This window comes from Porphyromonas sp. COT-108 OH2963 (assembly GCF_000768895.1).
Lineage (GTDB): Bacteria > Bacteroidota > Bacteroidia > Bacteroidales > Porphyromonadaceae > Porphyromonas_A > Porphyromonas_A canoris.
Map to the genome: position 1 here is coordinate 136625 of NZ_JRAP01000012.1, position 19184 is coordinate 155808.

Here is a 19184-nt window from a genome sequence, read left to right on the forward strand (position 1 = left end):
AAACATACCTTTCGAGAAGATAAAGCACCGCCTTTCGAGGCGGATTTATTTGCGTCGGAGCAAATAGCAAGGTATGTTTTATGCAGCACGACTTCGTTTTTGCAGCATAAAACCCTTACTCTTGCAGAGGGCAGAAAAACTCCGAAGTCGTTTTTCTTGAAAGTGAGAATGCAATGCCTCAAATGCCGGTGATGTCGTGAAACACTAAAATCCAAAGTAAGAAATGAAAATGAAGAACATTCGGAGCGCACGCTCCAAAGAGAAGACAGAAAAGCGTGTTTCGGTCAATTTCACGCCGACAGAATACGCCCATTTCCTCACGATGAAAGAGGAAAGTGGTGTGCAGAGTCTATCACTTTTTATCAAGGCAAGGGTCTTTAATGAGACCTTTCGAGTGATAAAAGTGGATCGTTCGTTGCTTGATTACTACCAGAAACTGACGACTTTGTATGGACAATTTCGCAGTGTCGGGGTGAATTATAACCAGACTGTAGTCGCTTTGAAATGCAATTTTACTGAGAAGAAAGCCTTTGCGATGCTCACCAAGTTGGAGAAACTGACACTCGAATTGGCTATTATTGGAGGGAAAATCGTACAACTTACTCGTGAATTTCAAGAGAAATGGCAACATCGGCAATAGACATATTATATCATATTGCTCCTTGCATGGATATGAAAATCAGGCTCCCTCAAAAAAAAGGGATGCCTGATTAACCTTGTGAGTACGATTACCGCTTCTTGAACTTGCCGCCTTTCAGGTCGCTCTCCATCATACGTCTGTTGAGCTTCTCTCGGAGTTCATCAAGGAAATAGGTGCGACTGTCATCCTTGCGGTGTTTCATGTTCATATAGACGTTGTAGCAGTTCTTGATTTCTACACCCAAGATTTCAGAAAAGGCATCTGCCAATTCTTCTATACCAATTTCACCATCGTTAATACAGCCATAGGTATCGAGTGCATAGAGTAGTTCGACCAAGTCTGTTGCCCTGCCTGTCCAACGGAGTTTCTTCGCAGGTCTGACTGGCAAAGCAGGAAGAAGCCCCTGCATTCGCATCCTCAACAATAGCAACTCTGTGTCAATAACACAGAGCAGTTCCGATACATTTTTTCCCCATTTCGGTTGTTATACCTATTTTTTCAACCATACCTCTTAAATGGAATCGAGTAAAGTTCAATGTACGAAACAATGAAACAAGATTTTCTTCACTATTCCCCAACTTTATGATTTCTCTGATAAGGTCATCGGTTGCTTCCGTACTTTTATTAGAGAATAGCATCTCAAAAGATGCGTTTTTAATAAGTCTTTTCATATTGCCTGATGTTTTGCAGGCAAAGTTCGGAAGATTGCTTAGGGTAAAATAACCCTTAAACGGCAAGTAATATCCCTATTGCGTCAAACCTACAAAGAGTCGAGATATTGCTTGGGTTTTATTCTGTGATATTTTCGGAAAGCCTCTGTGAAGTGGCTGAGATTGGCATATCCGACTTTATAGCCTACTTCGGAAACAGAGTAAAGACGAGTGGAAAGCAAACGTTTTGCCCATTCCATCTTTTCGGATAAGGCATACTCGGCGATGGCTTTTCCTATAACCTGCTTGAAACACTTTTGTAGTTTGGAGCTGCTCATTGCCGCTTCACGTGCCAGTTCGAGAATGCTCGGTACATTGTTCAAACTTTGTAATATCTGACGACGGACACGGAACACTGCCTCCACATCGTTCAAATTCAAGTTGGAAAGAGATTTTACCTCCGAACGCTTTTCGAGTTTTTCAAGGAACATTGTCAGCAATTCTATTGCCTTCCCGTGTAGATGGAGGGGAGAGAAAGGCGCATCGCTTTTGGTTATCGCCTTGATACCGTCCAATACTTGTTGCATCGCAGGTGTGATAGTCTCGAAGAGATAAAAAGACTTGTCCGACCGGAGCAACCGACCGATGTAGGTTTCGTGAGCCGTATCCATTTGCTCTATCCAATCCTTGTTGAAGGTCAATGTGATGTTTTCATACTGTCGTTTGGGAGCGAAGGTCCATTCCGTAGGGATATTGCTCGAAGGCATAAAGATACCATCGAGTGTATCTACCCCGACCGTTTTCGTGCTTGTCCCAATAATCTGCTCGTGTTTATGCTCATTGATGTAGAACATCACGGGAATCCATTTCGAGTTTTCCACCGAGCGACGCACCATTGTCATCGGTTCGTATGCCATGAAACTGATGTAGGTCAATGTGAGCCACGGCAACGGGTAGTATTGCTTGAAAAAGCCGCTGCCCACTGATGGCGGAACGGTAAAACCATCGTTCGTTACCGATGTGCCGAATTGCTCGGCAACCATCTCCATCCAATCTTCTGGCTTATTGATTGCACAAAATTCTATGGTCATATCATTATACCTTTCTGCAAATTTACAAATAAGCAAGGATAAAAAAGAGGATTTTCTTATATTTTTATCCTTGTTGAATCACATGCTCTATAAAAAACAAGAGTATTCCTTTTTGAGGGAATACTCTTGCGATAGGGATTTACTCAAATGCGACTAAACTTGAAGGTACTCCCACGGCAGTAACAACGGGAGTTTGAGAGCATTCACCCGTCTTGGTATTGTAGGTATAGTAGCCCGTTCCGTTATTGCACGTCATACCAAAGACGATGAAATCTTTGTAGCGGGTTATGGCAAAAGAGCCATTGCTGTCGGTCATCGGCAAATCGAGTTTTTCGATGGTTTTGTTCCAAATGTCGATTTTCACGGGTTGGAAGTCTTTCTTGAGTATTCCAAATTCCGTATCCGTTACTTTCAAGCAACTATATACAATGCCATTGCCCGCATAGTAAGACTTAATCATATACTGCCCCGTTTTGCCAATCCCTTTTATAGTTGTCTTCGACAGGTTGAACAGGTAGTCGGCGTCCCATTGGTCGCTTCCTTTGCGGATACGCAGGAAACCTTCCTTATTGGCAACGTTGAAGTTGTTGCCCGTACTGTAAAAGTAGATGTCGCCCCGCTCGTCCATAAAGGCATCGGAGTGACGGAACAATCCGACAACACTTGTGCGACTGTCCTTGATGACTTCGGTCTTTTTCGTTTTAAGGTCAATAACAGCCACCTCTGCACCCGTCCCCGGTACGGAGGTGTGGGGCGAATTGAGCTGGTTGAGGGCTACATACATCTTTCCGTCTCGAATGACGTTGCAACCGGGGTCGGGATTATTGTCCTGAACAGCATAAGGCGAGAGGTCGATTTCATCCTCTTTTTGCAACGTAGCGGTATTGATTAGCGCAATCTTGCCTCTTCCGTGCAAAGCGACGTATGCCCGCTGCTCGTCGATAAAATTGATTTCTCCGGGTTGCGCCATCTGTTCAAAGGTCATCGTACCTGCTTTTAGAAGTTCGCCGTGCGCCCCTCTTGTAAACTTGTGTACCTTATCTCCGAATTTCCCTTCGGGCACAAGTACCGTGTTTCCTTTTGCGAAGAGATAACACCCAAAGCCAAATTCGAATGCTTTCTTGTTGTCGGTAGCTTGAGGTGTCAAATCACCGAACGTGCCGACGTAAGCACTTTTGTCCACATAATGCACAAAGGCAAAATGCTGTTGCACCTCGTTGGGCGTTGGTTTGGGGTCATCATTTTTGTCGCAGGACGTCAGCCCTATGGAGCCGACCAGCATAGCAGAAAGGGCTATGTTCTTCAATGTTGTTGTTCTCATTTTTATTTATGTTTAGAATTATAAAACACCTTTCGAGAAGACGTATCTGAATTTCAGATGGAATGTCCGTCCTGCCAACGGTTGGCGGAACTGGTCCCAAACTTCTTTATTCATCAGATTGTGGCATTCCAAAGCGATGGAATATTTGTTCTTGTAGGTCAATAGCAGACCAATATCATTGACGAAACTGCGAGGGATACGCCGTTTCTGCAATTCGGTAAGTTCCCAAAAATAGAAGAACTCTTCCGTGAATTTCCCGTCCCAGAATGCCTTAACATACCAGTTCTTGAACAATCGGTCGCTGTGATATTCCGCTCCGAAATTGGCAAACAGGTAGGGAATATTCGGCAGTCGCAATCCTTTTGTTGGATTGGGGGCTTGGGTGCCGGGCAAATAGTCCAAAACATCGCGTACGTCCTGATAAGTCAGGTTCCCGTAGGCATAGACTGTCGGCGATATATCCAGTTTCAATTCAGTCTCTATACCTTTGATATGTACCTTTTCAGCATTCACATATCCAGCTGCCATATGTTGTTTCATCAGTTTTATCATATCGCTCACCTGCATATAAAAGCCATTCACTTCAAATTGCAATCGCGACAGTCCGAGTATGTCATTTTTATCTATCAAGAAGCCCAGATTGAAGTTGTGGCTTTTTTCCGGTTTCAGTCCGGCAGCAGGAAAGGTAATGATACCATCGCCGAACAACTCTTGCGAATTGGGGAGGCGTATTGCCCGTTGATAAGATGCCTTCAGATGAAAGCCTCTGAACGGTTCGTACTTCATTGCCTCTATCCAGCCGATTTGCGATGTCGTATTGCTCTTTTTCTTCGGAGCCTCGATCATCTCGTATGAAGTCAAATCCTCTATCTCGGAATGGAGATGGAAATACTTTGCAGAGAACATATTCGTCAGTTTCCTGCCGAAGAGTTTCGCTTCCCAAGTCAAGCCCGAGACGACGCTGGTCTTTTTGCTGGGAAATCCTCCGATAATAAACCCTGCGTGCTGACTTGCAATGTCATCGCTTGGTTGTCTTTGGGCATAGTTAATAAGCGTGTTCAGGTTCAAACTGTGATTGGTGGACAATTTGTAATCAAGGTTGATACGTTCGTTGATTTCCAAACCTTTGTCGTTTGAGTTGTGAGGGACGTCTCCCGTTTCTCCCTGTTCGTTCGGGCTCGGATATATATTTCCCTCAAAATCATGATTAACTCGTGCCGTATCCACAAAATTGTTCGTCGTATGCGAGAGGGAGAAATGCGACTCGAAGTTAAGTCGATTGTTCAGTATTCCGCTTTTTATCAGTTTGTTTTCGAGCATAAACATCCCGGATTTGTTTTCAGCGTGCTGGATATTCTTCAATACTCCTTGTATCTCATTGAAACGGTTGTAATACCCGAACTCGGTACTAATCTCATCGAACCAAAGTTTTGTAAAAGCGACTTTCCCTTTCAACATATACGAACGAAAACGGTCGTGGTCACGCTTTACCAACAGGTTCTCTCTTTCGGGGACTCTAAATGAGTAATCATTCTTTGCAGAAGTATAATACCCTCCCGCACCGAGCAAAATACCGCTCTTGGGAAAGTTCTTGCGAGAGAAGACACTTCCCTTGTGTGTCTGGTAAGAACCGAGTTCGTACGAAGCATCCAAATAGTCCGTACTGAACTCCTTCGTGACGATATTGACTGCACCACCCAAGCCATCGCAACCGAAACGTGCAGGGATAATGCTTTTATAGACCTCTATCCGTTCGATAATGTCTATCGGAATTTCATCAAGCGAAAAGGCTCCGTCCGAAGTATTCATCGGAATACCATCCCAAAGGATTTGAATGCGGTTTCCCTCCAAACCGTGAACAATAATCCTCGAACTGCTTCCCAATCCACCTGTCTGCCCGACCTTCAAACCAATGGTTTTGTTCAAGATGGTTTCTAAAGAAACAGAGCGACCTTGCAATTCCTTAGCGTTTATTACTGAAACCGCTTCGGGCGACTCTCTAATAACCTGTGCTTTTGTTTTTCCGAAGACTACCACATTTGCCAATTCTGTCGATTCCGGACGTAACTTCAGGGAATGACGCTTCACATTTGTCGTAATCGTGTCGGTAATTGTCTGGTAACCTACGTAACTTACCCTTAGTACAAGTTTTTGATGGGCAGGCGTATTTAGTTTCGACACTCCTTTTCTGTTGGTGGTTGTACCGTTCTTGTACGAAAGGTCGTTCAGACCTTTCCATTGCACCGTGGCAAATTCTATACTGTTACCATTCTCTGCATCAATAACTTTTATTTCGATGGAATGCTGTTGTGCAAACATCGGATAAGCCCACAGCAATAGGATGCTGATGATGAGCATTCTTTTGTATAAATGAACTATTGAGTTGATTGACATATCTTATCTGTTTATAAAAACTCGTACAAAATTACCCACCTATAAAACAGATAAATAACCCTACTATCCACACTTATACCCCTATTGAGTTTTATATGTGTCAAGTTATCGTTTTCGGGCAGTGTAATGCTCATTCGGGTTATTTTACCCCTGTGCGTCTCCGTACTTTTGCATCTTAGAAAATCAAAACGATACAGATATATGGATAAACAAAAAATCAAGCCTCTCGATGAGGAACGGGAGAGTCGCAGCCTGCTCTCCAATGCGGTGGTCATACTGCATCTTGTTTTCGGCACACTGCCCCTATTGCTCGTGGTGTGGGCGGTGGATAGGCTGATGAGCGGAACGCTCTCTTCTACAATGATTTGGGGCATCGGAGCGGCAATGCTGCTGTTTGCGCTGTTTCGCGGTGTGTTTTACGGAACCTCGATTTGGCGGGCGCACCGCTCGGCTTACAATGCCCTTACACGATTGAGGTTGCGTATCATAAGTCATTTGCAACGCTTGCCACTCGGATTTTTTCAGGAACGTAAGGTGGGCGACTTGGTGAACATCATTAACCACGACGTGGAGCAAATCGAGATTTATCTGGCACACGGACTGCCCGAAATCCTATCGGCAACGCTTTTCCCCACCTTGCTATGGGGAATTGTTATGGTATTGGATTGGCGGCTGGGGCTGGCACTCATATCGCTGCTACCCTTGGCGTTTCTCTTGCAAATGGCTGTCAAAACGCTTTGGGGCAAGAGCTTCCAACACTTTATGGAAAGTACGCAGAAGATGTCGGAAGACCTCCTGGAATACGTGGCTACAATACCGGTTATCAAAGCATTTAGCCACGAAGAGACCCGAACAGAGCGAGTTCTCGGTGGTATGCGCGATTATATCCGTTGGGTGAAACGGAGTATGTTCAGCGTTACCGTACCGATGACGCTTATCACGATGTTCTTGGAGGGCGGTATCGTGGTAATGACCCTTGTCGGGCTATGGCTGATGAGTTCGGGCGAACTCACCGTGGCACGTTTTATTCTTGCCCTAATATTGGGCGGGCTGTTCTCGTCCACCTTTGCCAAACTGGCTACGTTCCAGCATTTCAAGATTGTCTATGGTCAGTCGTTGGCGAGGGTTCAGTCAATTACCGAAATACCTGCAAAGGATACGGCAGACAGGGATATGGATGCTATGCAGACCGATGTCAGTTTCGAGCACGTTACATTCGCCTACCCGAATAAGAAAGACAGTGCATTATCCGATGTCAGTTTGCAATTCCCCAAGGGCAGCCATACGGCTATTGTGGGAGAATCGGGGTCAGGCAAAAGCACACTGGCAAGTCTGATGATGGGTTTCTGGCAACCGCAGTCAGGAACCGTCCGTCTGGGCGGAGAGAACCTTGCGGAACTCTCCGAACGAAACATTGCCGATTTCTTCTCGATGGTGCAACAGGAGGTATTCCTTTTCAACACGAGCATTCGGGACAATATCCGTATCGGCAAGCCCTCCGCCACGCAAGAGGAGGTGGAAACGGTGGCGCGAAGGGCGCGCATACACGACTTTATCGTGGAACTCCCCAATGGTTACGATACCTTGGCAGGCGAAGCGGGCGTAAAATTCTCCGGCGGAGAAAAACAGCGTATTTCTATTGCCCGGATGTTGCTCAAAGACTCGCCGATTGTCATTCTCGACGAAGCCACCGCTGCTTTGGACGGAGAAAATGAAAAACTTATTCAAGAGGCTTTGGATGAATTGCAGCGTAACAAGACCGTCATCACCATCGCCCACCGTCTCAACACTATTCAGGAGATGGAACGTATTGTCGTGATGGACAAGGGGCAGATCGTGGCGACGGGAACGCACGGAGAATTGATGAACAACTGCCCTCTGTATCGTAATATGACGGAAACGCAGGAGCAGGTAAGCAAATGGCAATTAAAAGAAGAGGAGGTATAACAATGGTACGCAAAATATTGAATGAACTGACTGCCCGCGGAGTGCGACATCTGATTGTCTCCGCACTGTTTTTCGTAATTTATGCCCTCTGTGGCACGGCGATAATGCTCACTGTCTTGTTTTTTATCGACCGTCATATACAGGGAGAAAGCATCTCTTTAATTTCGGCAGCGTGGATACTCGGTGGTCTGCTGGTTTTGAAAACCATATCCAATGCCGTAGCCGATATGAGCAAGCACTTTGCCGGCTTCGACCTCGTGGAACGCATTCGCGAGAAAATCATCTTGAAGCTGAAAATGTTCTCGCTCGGTTTCTATACCAATGAACGGCTGGGCGAGATAAGCACTGTCATACACAAGGACGTGGATAATATGGAGATGGTTGTGGGGCATCTTTGGACGCGAATGTCCGCCGATTTCATCGTGGCGCTGATACTCGGCATCGGGCTGTTCTATGTGGACTGGCACATGGGGTTGGCGATGATAGCCATTCTTCCTGTCGCCCTCTTCTCCTTGTATCGGGGCATCCGTTCGGGAATGAAAGCGCAACAGGAGGCACAAGACAGTCTGGCGGATATGGTCAGCCTCTTCGTGGAATACGTTAAGGGCATACCTGTACTGAAGGTCTTCGGAGGAAAAGGAATGTTCCGTGACAGGCTTGATCGTTCCGTGAGTGACTTCGGGGAAAGCTGCAAGAAGACCTCACGGCAGGCGGCTGTGAGTGTGGGCAGATATGTCTTTCTCATTGAGCTGGCTTTCGCACTGATGGCAACGCTCGGTCTTTGGTGGACTTGGCGTGGAGAACTTTCCCTTTTCGCTTACCTGATGTTCGTCATCGTCTCGAAAGAATTCTACAAACCTTTTGTCAATATGGAGAGTCATTGGCTGAACTATATCAAGGTAAAGGACAGTTACGAACGCATTTCCCGTCTGTTGGATGCTCCCGTGATCGTCGATCCCGACCAACCGAAAACGGCGGAACGCTTCGACCTCTCGTTTGAAAACATAGGGTTCCATTACGAAAAAGAGGGCTTCGAGATGAAAGACCTCACGTTCAACGTACCCGAACGGACAGTAACAGCTCTTATCGGTTCGTCTGGTTCGGGCAAGACCACCATCACCAATCTACTGCTTCGCTTCTGGGAACCACAGGCGGGCTGTATCCGTATCGGTGGAGTGGACATACGGGAAATGGACTACGATTATCTGCTCGGCAAAATCAGTGTGGTAATGCAGAACGTCATCCTCTTTTCCGATACCATTGCCAATAACATCAAAGTAGGCAACCGCAATGCCACACAGGCGGAAATCGAGGAAGCCGCACGTCGGGCGATGATACACGACTTCATCGTCAGTCTGCCCGATGGTTATGAAACGATAATCGGAGAGAACGGCTTGGGGTTGTCGGGCGGACAGAAGCAACGCCTCTCCATCGCCCGTGCCTTCCTCAAGGATGCTCCCATCCTCCTTTTGGACGAGATAACGAGTAATGTTGACCCCATCAATGAATACAAAATACAGCAAGCAATGTCTGCCCTTATCCGAAACCGCACGGTCTTGGTCATTGCCCACCATTTGCAAACCATCCGCAATGCCCACCAAATTATCGTGATGGAGAAAGGACAACTTATGGAGAAAGGCACGCACGCCGAACTCAAAGCAAAAGATGGAATATACCGCAAGCTGCTGGCGATACAGTAAGCTCGTAACAAGAACAGGCAGTAAGATTCTTCTTGCTGCCTGCTTTTTCTTGTTCAAACGAATAGTCTTTAGTTTACTCTCCAAAGCACCTAAACTTTTTCTTGATTACTCCTAAGCTTTTGAGTGAAAGCTTAGGAGTTTTGTCATCTTTTCTGTACCGTAAAAATTTACTAGTATTCTAAACTAGATCTTTCTGCTTCTTCATCCATTCTTTTTGCTTCAGCTAGGTAGTTCTTTTTGATATCTTTGAAAATTTCAGCCACATTGGGATATTGAAATCTAAAATCATTTTCCAACTTTTCGAAATACACAGCTTTTTCTCGTTCGATATCCCCTCCATCAAATGCTCCTCTTGTTGAAAAACTGCGCTTATTAACCAGTCCCAAATAATAACCTCTTTTCAAATCATCAGTGTTTATGTCTTCAATTATCCGGAATATTTTTTCTTCAGGCCATGATAGACAATCTTCAGGATACCGAGCTAAAACTTGGCCTATTTCTTCATCAGCAACCTCCAATCTCCCTACAGATTCTGCCAAAAGTCTTGCTTTTTGAATCCAATCATTCAGTTCGTTTTCATCGATAGAATTATCATCTCTCATTCCAGGAATTCTTTTCCAAGAGTGAAGCAAATGGTAGGCTCTTTCTGCCCCATTTTGAATATCCCCACTAGAGAGGTTTTCTCGTTCTTCTTCTAATAATTTTTCATCCTTAGACTTATAAAGCAGTTTTAAGACAGCGATAAAAAATTCCGGATTATTTACCAATTCTTCTTCCAGTATTTTAGGATTTCTTCTTACGTTACATGATAAAATTGGGAGATATAAACATTCCAAATCCAATAGAGTAGATCTATCAATGTCTGTTCGCTTATCAAGTTCTTCAAAAATCCGTTCTACTTCACAGCCTGCGAGATGAGAGTTCTCATTTGCTTCTTCCGTCAGGATTCTTTTTAACATCTCGACTAATAACTCGCTTGGAATTACATTTGGGAAAAGCCAAGCATTTGCTATTGTTGAGAAAAACCGTTTATACCCCAAGAGCATTTTAATACCATATACTTTTTCATCATCGGTAAGGTGAGGAAAATGTGGTTGGATGTTTTGCCAATATTCATCTTGTATTTCTCCATCTAATGAAGCAACGAAGTCCCATAATTGTTGATTTTGGTTTAGTGGAATGAGGACATTAGAAAGAGATTTATTGTCAAAGCCTAATGCTTGTAATTCTCCGAATAATGCTTTTATCCAAATGAAGCCGTTAGTAGCTAACTTTTCATTGAAAAATTCGTGAATAAAAGGCACCTGCTCAGGTCTGTCGCGTAAGCATTGACATACAAGAAGAATGTCTCCTTTTGTTGTGACTACTTGGGCTAATATCCTTCCAAAAGTTCTACGGTCTTGCACCTTATTTCTTAATCCTATAACAGTTTCCAGATTAAGTTTCTTTAGCCACTCTTCTACCGCAACTCCCCTTGTATCGTCTACTTTCTTTTGTTGCTGTTCGTAATTTTCGGAGTCGTATCGAAGGCCTTCTGGTAGCTGTGGCCATTGTTCATTGAAAAGCCAGAGGTATTTGTGGATGATATCATCTGGCTGAAGTTTGTTGTATAATCTTTCAAAGCATACTAACTCGGTTTCTGGTAGAGCCCAGCCTGCATCAGGACATGACCTGTGATCACTTAAAATCCCTCTAATTGTTTCCCATGCTATTTTTTTTTCATGCTGGATGTTTGGATAAACTTCGTCTGCCCAGTCTAAAACTCTTTTTCTATCAGCGTGAGAAAGGCGAGGTGTTTCTTTTATTAATTGAGAGAATTTATCTTCATCATTATCGAAAATAGTTATGAGCATTTCTATTACTGCAGAATGTGTATCCCATATTTCTTTGTAAGTGTAAGACAGATTAGTGTTCTTGTCAAACATTCTCCAACGCATTTTATGAGTTGGAAATGCAACATCGTGGTAACTGGGAAGCATTCTAATTAAAAGAGACCACCCCAATGCTTTTTCCTTTTCAGTAATATGTTTTAGCACCTCCATTCTGTACTCAAACGGTGCAAGAGTTTGATAATGCCAAGGTTTGAATATTTCAGTAATGCTATTTATTGGTCTGTTTGACAAATTGCCTCCTGGATCAAGTCTAGAGAGTTTTAATAATATCAAACTCACATCTTTTAAATATTCAGGTAACCAAGCCAAACTTTCAAGAGCCCACAATAAACCTGTATGATGACTTGTTTTAGAGAAGACCCCATCTTCCTCTTTGAACATATCCATTACTTCAGGCTCCTGTTTCTCTAAGGATTTTCTTACAGCTTTAAGGACGGTTTCTGGAGACGCTTCTGCTATGAGGGGTAATTCTTTGTCAATAGAAATCCATACTTCACCACTTGCGTTATTGAGTAAATCAAAAATAATATTATCAACCCAATCCTGAGGATTGTCTATGTTAGGTAATTCGCCTCTGATTTGCCCTGCTAAAATTAAAGATTGTACCAATCCTTCTCTTGACCAATCAGAGTATTTTCTTCTATTACTGAAATATGTAAGGACCCTGTCTTCTGGTTCAATGATTGGATTTCCATTTTTAAATGCTATCGAAAAACATTCTTGAAGGTTTTGAAAATCATTCCTTGTAAGTTGGGGGGCTAAGTTTGTCCATGAATCCAAAGGCGAGGTTAATCGCCAAGTTCTACCGATTTGAATAATTGGAGACTCTTCAAAATCTCTCCATTTATTTAGCACAGCTGAATAGTCTGCATAACTCTGTCCAGAAAGCTTTTCAATCAATTCAATATCTCCTACGAAGTTTTCGTCCCATCTACCCAATAAAAGCGCAGGTATTATATCTCGGATATTTTCTTTATCGTACCATTTTGCTTTATACTGCGGAAATTTAAGTAGTTTTTTAAGTATTGTGATATTTCGTGCTGATTCTCTAGATAGCCTTTTTGCATCTTCTCTTAATATACCACTCTTTATTAGTGCATCGACTTGACCATCCCTATCAATTGTTGGTAAAGTAATTGTATTCTTTAAGTTCATGTCATCACCAACGCCGAGAGGAACTAGTACGTGATTACCTTTCGATACGGCCATATTAAGAGGTTGTGTTTCATCGAATCTTGGAATGATATTCAACGTGGAATTTATATTATTTCTAACTATTCCACGAAAATTCTCCTCAGTATTTACTACTAATGTTTTTGAAAAGAATCGACCTCCTTCTTCATCTTGAAATGTTTTTGCTGCAGCAATAATGAAAGCAATTGCTTCATTTTTTGTGGATGCTTTTATGGCTACAATTTTTGGTTCACCTAGTAACTCTGATTGTAAAATCTTTTTTTCGTGTTCTCTCCCTGCAATTATAATTTCGGGGAAAAGCCTAAAGCCTTTTGGACCAATTGACCACTCTTCCCAAAATTCGTCAGCAGTTATTATGCCTTCAAATGGATATGCTCCAATTCCATCTTGTGAAGCAAGCCAAAGCGAAACCGAAAGTATCCGATCTAACCATTGCTCTAAGTCTATGGAATCATATGCGATTACATTCTTCCAATGGCTTTCCGCTTTTTTTTCTCTAATCCATTCGTCTTTTTTTGTCCAAAGTCTCGGTGTGACAAATATGAATGTAGAATTGCTTGGCTCAAATCCGATTGGATTATTTTTTCTTTTATCATAATCGCTGTTAGCTTTTGCTGTACAATCAGAAGAAGTACCAAACTCCCACAAAGAAATTCCTTGAGGTACATAAACCGTTTCTGTTTCACAATTTACAATACCGTCCCATCCTCCAATATAAGTCGCACTTCCCCACGGAATATTAATCTTTGTACTTGCGGGTGTCGATGCTCTTACTAATCTCGAAATAAGATATGGCAAAGTCGATTTTGACAGTGCCGTTTCAGCCCATCTTTCAAGATGATTTCTCGTAACTAAATTCATACCTCCACAAAATTTATAAGTTTTCTACTCCAAATTTTGCAATCTCATCTATAATAGGCAGTACTTTCTCCCCCAACGGTGTAAGAGAGTACTCCACTCTGGGAGGGACCTCGGGGTACTGTTTCTTTTTAATCAATCCTTTACCACAAAGGAATTTTAACTCGTCGATAAGCATCTTCTCACTGATGCCGGGAATGGCACGTTTGAGTTCTCCATAACGAATTATCCTGCGGTTGATTTGGAAGATGATAAGCAGCGTCCACTTTCCGGCGAAAATCTGCATTGACTTTCGCACAGGACATTCGTTGTCTGATATTTTTCGCTCCATGACAAACTTTTTTATTCTTGATAATCAATAAATCTAACAATATAGTATGTATCCTACAATATTGTTGGTACTTGCAGATAGTAGTGCAAAGGTATAATTTTGCGGTGATCTCAACAATAAAAACACGGATTTATGGAAAAGAAGATTGAAAAAGTGCATCAATTTTACACAGCTTTGGCACAGGGTGATTTTGAAACGGTGGGGGCATTGCTCTCCGATGATTTGGTATGGCATCAGCCGGGAAAGGGGACATTGTCGGGTATTTACAGCGGCAAGCAGAATGTTTTCGCTCACTTGGGAAAGATGGCTCAACTGAGCAATGGTACATTCGCCATCGACCAAGTGGATTACATTACGGAAAACGGAGATTTGGTCGTGGCATCTATTGAGTTTGCGGTGTCGGCAAGCGGACATTCAATGGAGATGAAAGGAATAGACCTTTTTCGCTTTGAGAATGGTTTGATAAAGGAAGTCTGGCTCTTCTCCGAGCGAATTGACGAGGAAGACCGCTTTTGGACAGCATTGGCACAAGGATGATTATTTATCAAATCCACTAAAACAGGCAGTAAAAAGGTATTTCTTACTGCCTGTCCTCATATTCAGTTATACCATCTGCCTTTATTATAGCATACAAGCAACGGAATGGAAGATTTTTTCTGGGTAAGTTTCCTGATAGTCCACCTGCGGAAGAGTTGGGCTTCAGGGGAGACAAAGCGAAACGACAGCATCGTTATCATTTCAATATTGTATAAATCCACAGCACCGCCCTTAAACAGCAGCGTTTGCATCACCTCATCTTCTCTGAGCAAACCCTCTTTGAAGATAGACTTGATATGACTGTTTACCTTACCGGAGAATACGCCGAATAAATCGGCAATCTCGCAAACAGACATCCAAATGGTAGTCGTAGGAATGTGTATATTCCCATTCTCGCTGATAGTTATGATTTCTCTTTTCATAGTAATTCAATATTCATTGTTCTTTCTTCTTTCGATTAACCTGTCCATATCCTCCGCAATCTTCTTCTCGGAAATCTTCGCATAGGTCTGCGTGCTGGTGATGGAGGCGTGCCCCATCATCTTGGCAATGCTCTCCGTGCAAATCCCCTCGGAAATCAGAAATGAGCCGAAGCTATGTCGGGCTTGGTGGTAGGAGAGGTTCTCCTTCCGCCCGATGATAACACCGAGCTCGTGTATTTCGAACCACATAGAGTCTCTGCTCGGCAACGGAAAGACCGGCTGTGTGTCATCGGTCGTATTGTACAAATCAAGTATCTGCTCCGCTATCGGATGCAGAGGAATGAATGACTCTATCTTTGTTTTCTTTCTATTGATTCGGATATACCGTCTCCCTTCTGCCGTTCGCCCGATATGGTGCGGATACAGCAGCTGGGTATCGACATAGGCAAGTCCTGTAAAACAGGAGAAGATAAAAGCCCGGCGAGCCAATTCTTTCAGTGGGTCATTGGCGGGAAGTTTCAGTTCCAGCAGTTGTTTGAGTTCAGTCCTGCTGATGTGCATTCGTTTGGAGGGCGGTTTCTTCTCATACTCCAACTCTTCCAAAGGATTGGCACGGATAATCTCATGGTCTACGGCAAGATATATCAGTCTGTTCAGCCAACAAAGGCAATGGTTGGTCTGCGATGCCCCGAAGTTCTTGTACCGCTTCAGGTAGACCTTATATTCCCGTCCGAATTCCTCTGTGATGTCTGAAAAGGCAATGTCCGCCTTGCCTTTCGAGTCCAAGAACTCACGGATATAGCTCTGGTAATACCGAGAACTCCTGTAGGTCGAAGTGGAGTCGATTTCCTTGGAACGGAGGGCAAGGCGTTCCCGTTCCCTTTCTCCCATTTGGAGCAGATGGGTAGGAATGACCGCCTGACCTGCTATCCTGTTTTTCAGCAGTTCGGCACTGACCACACCCTGCTCTTTGAGCATTTCATCATAGAGCCGCTCCGCATGTTTGCGGAACTCTTTCAGGCGGTTGTTCGTCCGCACGTCCGCGGTCTCCGCCGTTTTGGCATTCCACTGTTTGGGATTGCAGGAGATGCCGGTGGTTATCGTCGTGCTTTTCCCGTCAATGGAGATTCGGCAGAGTACGGAAGTTGTACCATCCACACGTACCTTGTTGCGATTGATATAGAGTAGTAAAGAAAATGTGCTACGCATAAATTCGTTTATTATCTATGGGGTGTTATAATACAAGTTTCAAATCCTTTGTCGCTTCGATGTATTTGTCCATATCCTCGAAAAGCTTCTTGGGCGTAACCTTCGCATACACCTGAGTAGTTTGCAGGTTGGAATGCCCCAGCATCTTGCAGATGGTCTCGATAGGAACGCCGGCTTCCAAGGTGATCAGCGATGCAAACGAGTGCCTGCCGGCATGGTAGGTCAGGTCTTCCTTGATGTCGGCAAGGACAGCCAGACATTTCATGAGGCGGCGCATATTGGGATAGTGCAACATCGGGAAGAGAGTCTGACGGTCGTCATCCTTGTATTTCTCTATCAAGGCAAGGGCTTCGGGCAGCAGCTTGACACAGGCACGAAGCTCGTTTTTCTTGCGGCGGTATTTAAGCCACAGCCCGCCATTGTCATCCGTGAACAGATTGTCACGTGTAACGGAAACGGCATCGGCGTAGGCTGTTCCCGTATAGCAGGCAAAGAGAAAGAGATCTCTTGCCAAGATATGGGAGGCGCGATGTTCGGGGATTACCAAGTCACGGATTTTCTCGAAGGATTCCCGGCTTAGGGCTTTCGGCGTTTTTTCCTTTGGTTGGGGAAGACTGAAGTGGGCGAAGAAGCATCTGTCGGCATGTCCCTCCTTATAGGCTTTTCGGCATACTTTCTTGACGATAGCCAGATAGTGCCGGCAGGTATCTATGGCAAGTCCTTTCTCGTCCAAGATGAAACTCTGGTAATCGTGGATAAACTGCTCCGTCATCTGACCGAAAGCGATGTCTTTGGTGCGAAACGTCTTGTCGATGAACTCCGCCAAGGTTCTCCGGGTATAGATATAGGCAGGGTAAGTTCCCTTTGCACGGTCTATCCCGATGCGTTTCCTCAAATCTTCACAGACGATGTCCGTCATTCCCAACAGGGTCATCTGCGTTTCAAGACTTCCTTGAAGCAGGTTCTTGACGGCTTCCGCATCGAAGTCTGCTTTTCTTTCCACAAGCGTGTCGAATGCCGTATGGATGGAGAGCATCAGCTTGTCCAGCTTCGCATTGGTCTCCACGGCTTCATGGCTCTTACCTTTCAGACGGCTTTCACGAGGATTCCACAGGTCGGATGTGCAGGAGATTTTGCAACTGAATTGCACCATCGAACGATTGACGGTGATACGTCCCATAATGGGCGCTTTGCCCGACTTGTCGGGTCTGCTCTTTTTGAGGTAGAGCAACACCTTGAATTTTTCTATTTTCATACGCTTTAATTTTATGGGCAAAATTACCCGTTGTTAAAGCGTTCTTTGATAAGCAAAACGTTGTGGAAAAGTGAGATAGAACCCATGTCAGAAAAACCTTTCCTTTTTCCGTTACCTCACCACACTAGGGAAACCAACGGATAACGGTTTGGTAACCGAAAGGATTCAATATTCCGTGTTGAACTGCTTTCCTATCATACTCGCAGAATATAGAAAATCGACTAATTCACAACACGTTATCGGTTTATTCTCTACATTTTTCCAAATTCTCAAATGGTAGGTATTTTCCACTTAGCTCGCCACACCTTTGCAACGATGTCGCTCTCTAAAGGTGTACCTATCGAAAGCGTATCGAAGATGCTAGGGCATACCAACATAAAGACCACGCAAATCTATGCCCGTATCACTAACAAAAAAATAGAGCATGATATGGAGCAACTCGCTGAAAAACTTGATAAATTCAATACCGCCATGGGCATCTAACAAAGACTTGTTTCATCTAAAATCAGAATGATATTATGAATCAGACTAAGAAAGAGCTTTCTTACTTCCGTTTGAAGTTGGAAACTTACCTCAATGATTATCACTCCGAGTTAATGACAGACACAGCCTTTATTTCAGCTCGTGTCGATGCAACACTCACCGCTTACTGCGATGCCATATCGCAGGGCTTCTCCCACCTCGAAGCTGAGGCGATGTCGAGCGAAGTCCTTTACCAAGGATTACACTTCTCTAAGCACAATACCCTTGTGTCTATTTTAGAGAATGAGTTCAGCGAAGAATTGCCCGAACCACTACCAGAAAAGCTTGCTCCCATTCTACTTGGTAACCAATTCATTCAAGCAGTCTTCGCGAAGTATGACCTCACAGACGACTTTGACGGAAGCACTGAGTACGAGGCTCTCTACACCGAACTCACAGGAATGATTGTTCAGCTTATCGAGAATAACAACTTGCCTACAATGAAGAAGGCTGAATCATCGAAGTAACTTTAATCCTATCAGGAGCATTGGAGCATCAAGAGCCAAGATATACACTCCGCCCCACACACCAAGAGGCAAGCCCTTGTCTTTGTGTTTCGGGGCATCTTGTGGAGCTCTTGACACTCTAAAATGCTCCCGGATATGAATACTCAACTAATGAATCACGATGTTCACAGCCCTATCTTCATTAGGGCTAAGACTACCAACGATAAGCCTAAGACAGAGCCAACGAAGAGTTCTCGCTCTATCGACTGGAGACATATCATTGAACTAGTGCTCCTACTCTCAGTTGTTGCCGGTGCAATTTACTTCATCTCGAAGCTCGTTACGCCTCAAGTCGTAACCGTCATCGGCATCTTCGTGGGTTTCTTGGTGCTACGCTTCATTGTACGTACGATACTAAGAGTTACACTTACACTGCTTAGCATCCTCTTTTGGTTGGCTGTCTTAGCAGCAATTTTACTCTTCGTCTTCTAGAGTAGACGATTGACAATAATCTTTATGGGTGACTATCTCTTCGGGGGATAGTCACCTTTTTTGTTTTCGGGCTTGTCGGCTTTGCACTTCTGTTTCTTTTTCCATTCGCTGATTTTATCTTCGTTTGTCCGCTTCGACAGAACTCGAACAAGTTCGCTTCTGCTCTCAGCCATCCAGAACGTTCCACCCTATGCGTGACAGATGGATGCTGTTTCTTTTTCTTCACAAAGGTAGTATGGGGCTTGGGCTACCTCAAGGTCAAGCCTACGGTTGGGCTGGAAAA

General features: G+C 44.0%; 16 protein-coding genes and 1 pseudogene. 7 read left to right on the forward strand and 10 right to left on the reverse strand.

The genetic code is table 11. From position 1 onward, the window contains the following. Positions 1-223 precede the first annotated feature (223 nt). Positions 224-640: a conjugal transfer protein MobA gene (gene mobA, locus HQ39_RS07135; RefSeq protein WP_036864966.1), complete on the forward strand. Its 417-nt coding sequence runs from the start codon at positions 224-226 to the stop codon at positions 638-640. A gap of 88 nt (positions 641-728) precedes the next feature. Here mobA and HQ39_RS07140 read toward each other — a convergent pair whose 3' ends face one another. The 5 genes from HQ39_RS07140 to HQ39_RS07160 all read right to left on the reverse strand — a co-directional run bounded on the left by HQ39_RS07140 (position 729) and on the right by HQ39_RS07160 (position 6096). Next, a complete protein-coding gene (locus HQ39_RS07140) occupies positions 729-1055 on the reverse strand; it encodes an RteC domain-containing protein (protein ID WP_036864968.1) in 327 nt (108 codons plus the stop codon). 22 nt (positions 1056-1077) lie between these two features. Next, positions 1078-1311, reverse strand: coding sequence for a hypothetical protein (locus HQ39_RS07145; RefSeq protein ID WP_004371347.1), 234 nt, complete (start codon positions 1309-1311; stop codon positions 1078-1080). A gap of 89 nt (positions 1312-1400) precedes the next feature. Continuing rightward, positions 1401-2381 (reverse strand): helix-turn-helix domain-containing protein, encoded by a 981-nt coding sequence (locus tag HQ39_RS07150; protein WP_036864969.1) that lies wholly within the window; start codon positions 2379-2381, stop codon positions 1401-1403. 139 nt (positions 2382-2520) lie between these two features. Beyond that, positions 2521-3702: a hypothetical protein gene (locus HQ39_RS07155; protein WP_036864971.1), complete on the reverse strand. Its 1182-nt coding sequence runs from the start codon at positions 3700-3702 to the stop codon at positions 2521-2523. An 18-nt stretch (positions 3703-3720) separates the two neighbouring features. Next, complete coding sequence (locus HQ39_RS07160) at positions 3721-6096, reverse strand: TonB-dependent receptor (RefSeq protein WP_036864974.1); 2376 nt, start codon at positions 6094-6096, stop codon at positions 3721-3723. A 201-nt stretch (positions 6097-6297) separates the two neighbouring features. On the opposite strand from HQ39_RS07160, the gene HQ39_RS07165 reads away from it, so the two are divergent. Then, positions 6298-8043, forward strand: coding sequence for an ABC transporter ATP-binding protein (locus HQ39_RS07165; protein WP_036864977.1), 1746 nt, complete (start codon positions 6298-6300; stop codon positions 8041-8043). Between the two features lie 2 nt (positions 8044-8045). After that, a complete protein-coding gene (locus HQ39_RS07170) occupies positions 8046-9743 on the forward strand; it encodes an ABC transporter ATP-binding protein (RefSeq protein ID WP_036864980.1) in 1698 nt (565 codons plus the stop codon). Positions 9744-9913: 170 nt separating this feature from the next. Here HQ39_RS07170 and HQ39_RS07175 read toward each other — a convergent pair whose 3' ends face one another. Both HQ39_RS07175 and HQ39_RS07180 read right to left on the reverse strand, forming a co-directional pair. Next, complete coding sequence (locus HQ39_RS07175; RefSeq protein ID WP_036864981.1) at positions 9914-13690, reverse strand: hypothetical protein; 3777 nt, start codon at positions 13688-13690, stop codon at positions 9914-9916. A 13-nt stretch (positions 13691-13703) separates the two neighbouring features. Then, positions 13704-14018: a winged helix-turn-helix transcriptional regulator gene (locus tag HQ39_RS07180; RefSeq protein ID WP_036864982.1), complete on the reverse strand. Its 315-nt coding sequence runs from the start codon at positions 14016-14018 to the stop codon at positions 13704-13706. Positions 14019-14150: 132 nt separating this feature from the next. On the opposite strand from HQ39_RS07180, the gene HQ39_RS07185 reads away from it, so the two are divergent. Further along, positions 14151-14555 carry a nuclear transport factor 2 family protein gene (locus HQ39_RS07185; protein ID WP_036864985.1) on the forward strand — a complete coding sequence of 135 codons (405 nt, stop codon included), beginning with the start codon at positions 14151-14153 and terminating at the stop codon, positions 14553-14555. Between the two features lie 62 nt (positions 14556-14617). Here HQ39_RS07185 and HQ39_RS07190 read toward each other — a convergent pair whose 3' ends face one another. The 3 genes from HQ39_RS07190 to HQ39_RS07200 are packed head-to-tail and all read right to left on the reverse strand — an operon-like array spanning position 14618 to position 17441. Further along, complete coding sequence (locus HQ39_RS07190; RefSeq protein ID WP_036864988.1) at positions 14618-14977, reverse strand: hypothetical protein; 360 nt, start codon at positions 14975-14977, stop codon at positions 14618-14620. Positions 14978-14983: 6 nt separating this feature from the next. Further along, positions 14984-16186, reverse strand: coding sequence for a site-specific integrase (locus HQ39_RS07195; RefSeq protein ID WP_036864989.1), 1203 nt, complete (start codon positions 16184-16186; stop codon positions 14984-14986). Positions 16187-16211: 25 nt separating this feature from the next. Then, positions 16212-17441, reverse strand: coding sequence for a site-specific integrase (locus tag HQ39_RS07200; protein WP_036864990.1), 1230 nt, complete (start codon positions 17439-17441; stop codon positions 16212-16214). A gap of 285 nt (positions 17442-17726) precedes the next feature. On the opposite strand from HQ39_RS07200, the pseudogene HQ39_RS09460 reads away from it, so the two are divergent. From HQ39_RS09460 to HQ39_RS07210, 3 genes and pseudogenes are all read left to right on the forward strand, one after another. Then, a pseudogene (locus HQ39_RS09460) lies at positions 17727-17924 on the forward strand (tyrosine-type recombinase/integrase); the annotation flags it as partial. A gap of 35 nt (positions 17925-17959) precedes the next feature. Then, positions 17960-18430: a DUF1896 domain-containing protein gene (locus HQ39_RS07205; protein ID WP_036864993.1), complete on the forward strand. Its 471-nt coding sequence runs from the start codon at positions 17960-17962 to the stop codon at positions 18428-18430. A gap of 135 nt (positions 18431-18565) precedes the next feature. Continuing rightward, a complete protein-coding gene (locus HQ39_RS07210; protein ID WP_036865126.1) occupies positions 18566-18901 on the forward strand; it encodes a hypothetical protein in 336 nt (111 codons plus the stop codon). Positions 18902-19184 lie beyond the last annotated feature (283 nt).

What these genes read in the sequence shown, in the direction of transcription:
- HQ39_RS07165 (WP_036864977.1), top strand. Translation starts at nt 6,298, where the DNA reads ATGGATAAACAAAAAATCAAGCCTCTCGATGAGGAACGGGAGAGTCGC.
- HQ39_RS07195 (WP_036864989.1), bottom strand. Translation starts at nt 16,186, where the DNA reads ATGCGTAGCACATTTTCTTTACTACTCTATATCAATCGCAACAAGGTA.
- HQ39_RS07180 (WP_036864982.1), bottom strand. Translation starts at nt 14,018, where the DNA reads ATGGAGCGAAAAATATCAGACAACGAATGTCCTGTGCGAAAGTCAATG.
- HQ39_RS07185 (WP_036864985.1), top strand. Translation starts at nt 14,151, where the DNA reads ATGGAAAAGAAGATTGAAAAAGTGCATCAATTTTACACAGCTTTGGCA.
- HQ39_RS07200 (WP_036864990.1), bottom strand. Translation starts at nt 17,441, where the DNA reads ATGAAAATAGAAAAATTCAAGGTGTTGCTCTACCTCAAAAAGAGCAGA.
- HQ39_RS07160 (WP_036864974.1), bottom strand. Translation starts at nt 6,096, where the DNA reads ATGTCAATCAACTCAATAGTTCATTTATACAAAAGAATGCTCATCATC.
- HQ39_RS07155 (WP_036864971.1), bottom strand. Translation starts at nt 3,702, where the DNA reads ATGAGAACAACAACATTGAAGAACATAGCCCTTTCTGCTATGCTGGTC.
- HQ39_RS07140 (WP_036864968.1), bottom strand. Translation starts at nt 1,055, where the DNA reads ATGCGAATGCAGGGGCTTCTTCCTGCTTTGCCAGTCAGACCTGCGAAG.
- HQ39_RS07145 (WP_004371347.1), bottom strand. Translation starts at nt 1,311, where the DNA reads ATGAAAAGACTTATTAAAAACGCATCTTTTGAGATGCTATTCTCTAAT.
- HQ39_RS07175 (WP_036864981.1), bottom strand. Translation starts at nt 13,690, where the DNA reads ATGAATTTAGTTACGAGAAATCATCTTGAAAGATGGGCTGAAACGGCA.
- HQ39_RS07150 (WP_036864969.1), bottom strand. Translation starts at nt 2,381, where the DNA reads ATGACCATAGAATTTTGTGCAATCAATAAGCCAGAAGATTGGATGGAG.
- mobA (WP_036864966.1), top strand. Translation starts at nt 224, where the DNA reads ATGAAAATGAAGAACATTCGGAGCGCACGCTCCAAAGAGAAGACAGAA.
- HQ39_RS07170 (WP_036864980.1), top strand. Translation starts at nt 8,046, where the DNA reads ATGGTACGCAAAATATTGAATGAACTGACTGCCCGCGGAGTGCGACAT.
- HQ39_RS07205 (WP_036864993.1), top strand. Translation starts at nt 17,960, where the DNA reads ATGAATCAGACTAAGAAAGAGCTTTCTTACTTCCGTTTGAAGTTGGAA.
- HQ39_RS07190 (WP_036864988.1), bottom strand. Translation starts at nt 14,977, where the DNA reads ATGAAAAGAGAAATCATAACTATCAGCGAGAATGGGAATATACACATT.
- HQ39_RS07210 (WP_036865126.1), top strand. Translation starts at nt 18,566, where the DNA reads ATGAATACTCAACTAATGAATCACGATGTTCACAGCCCTATCTTCATT.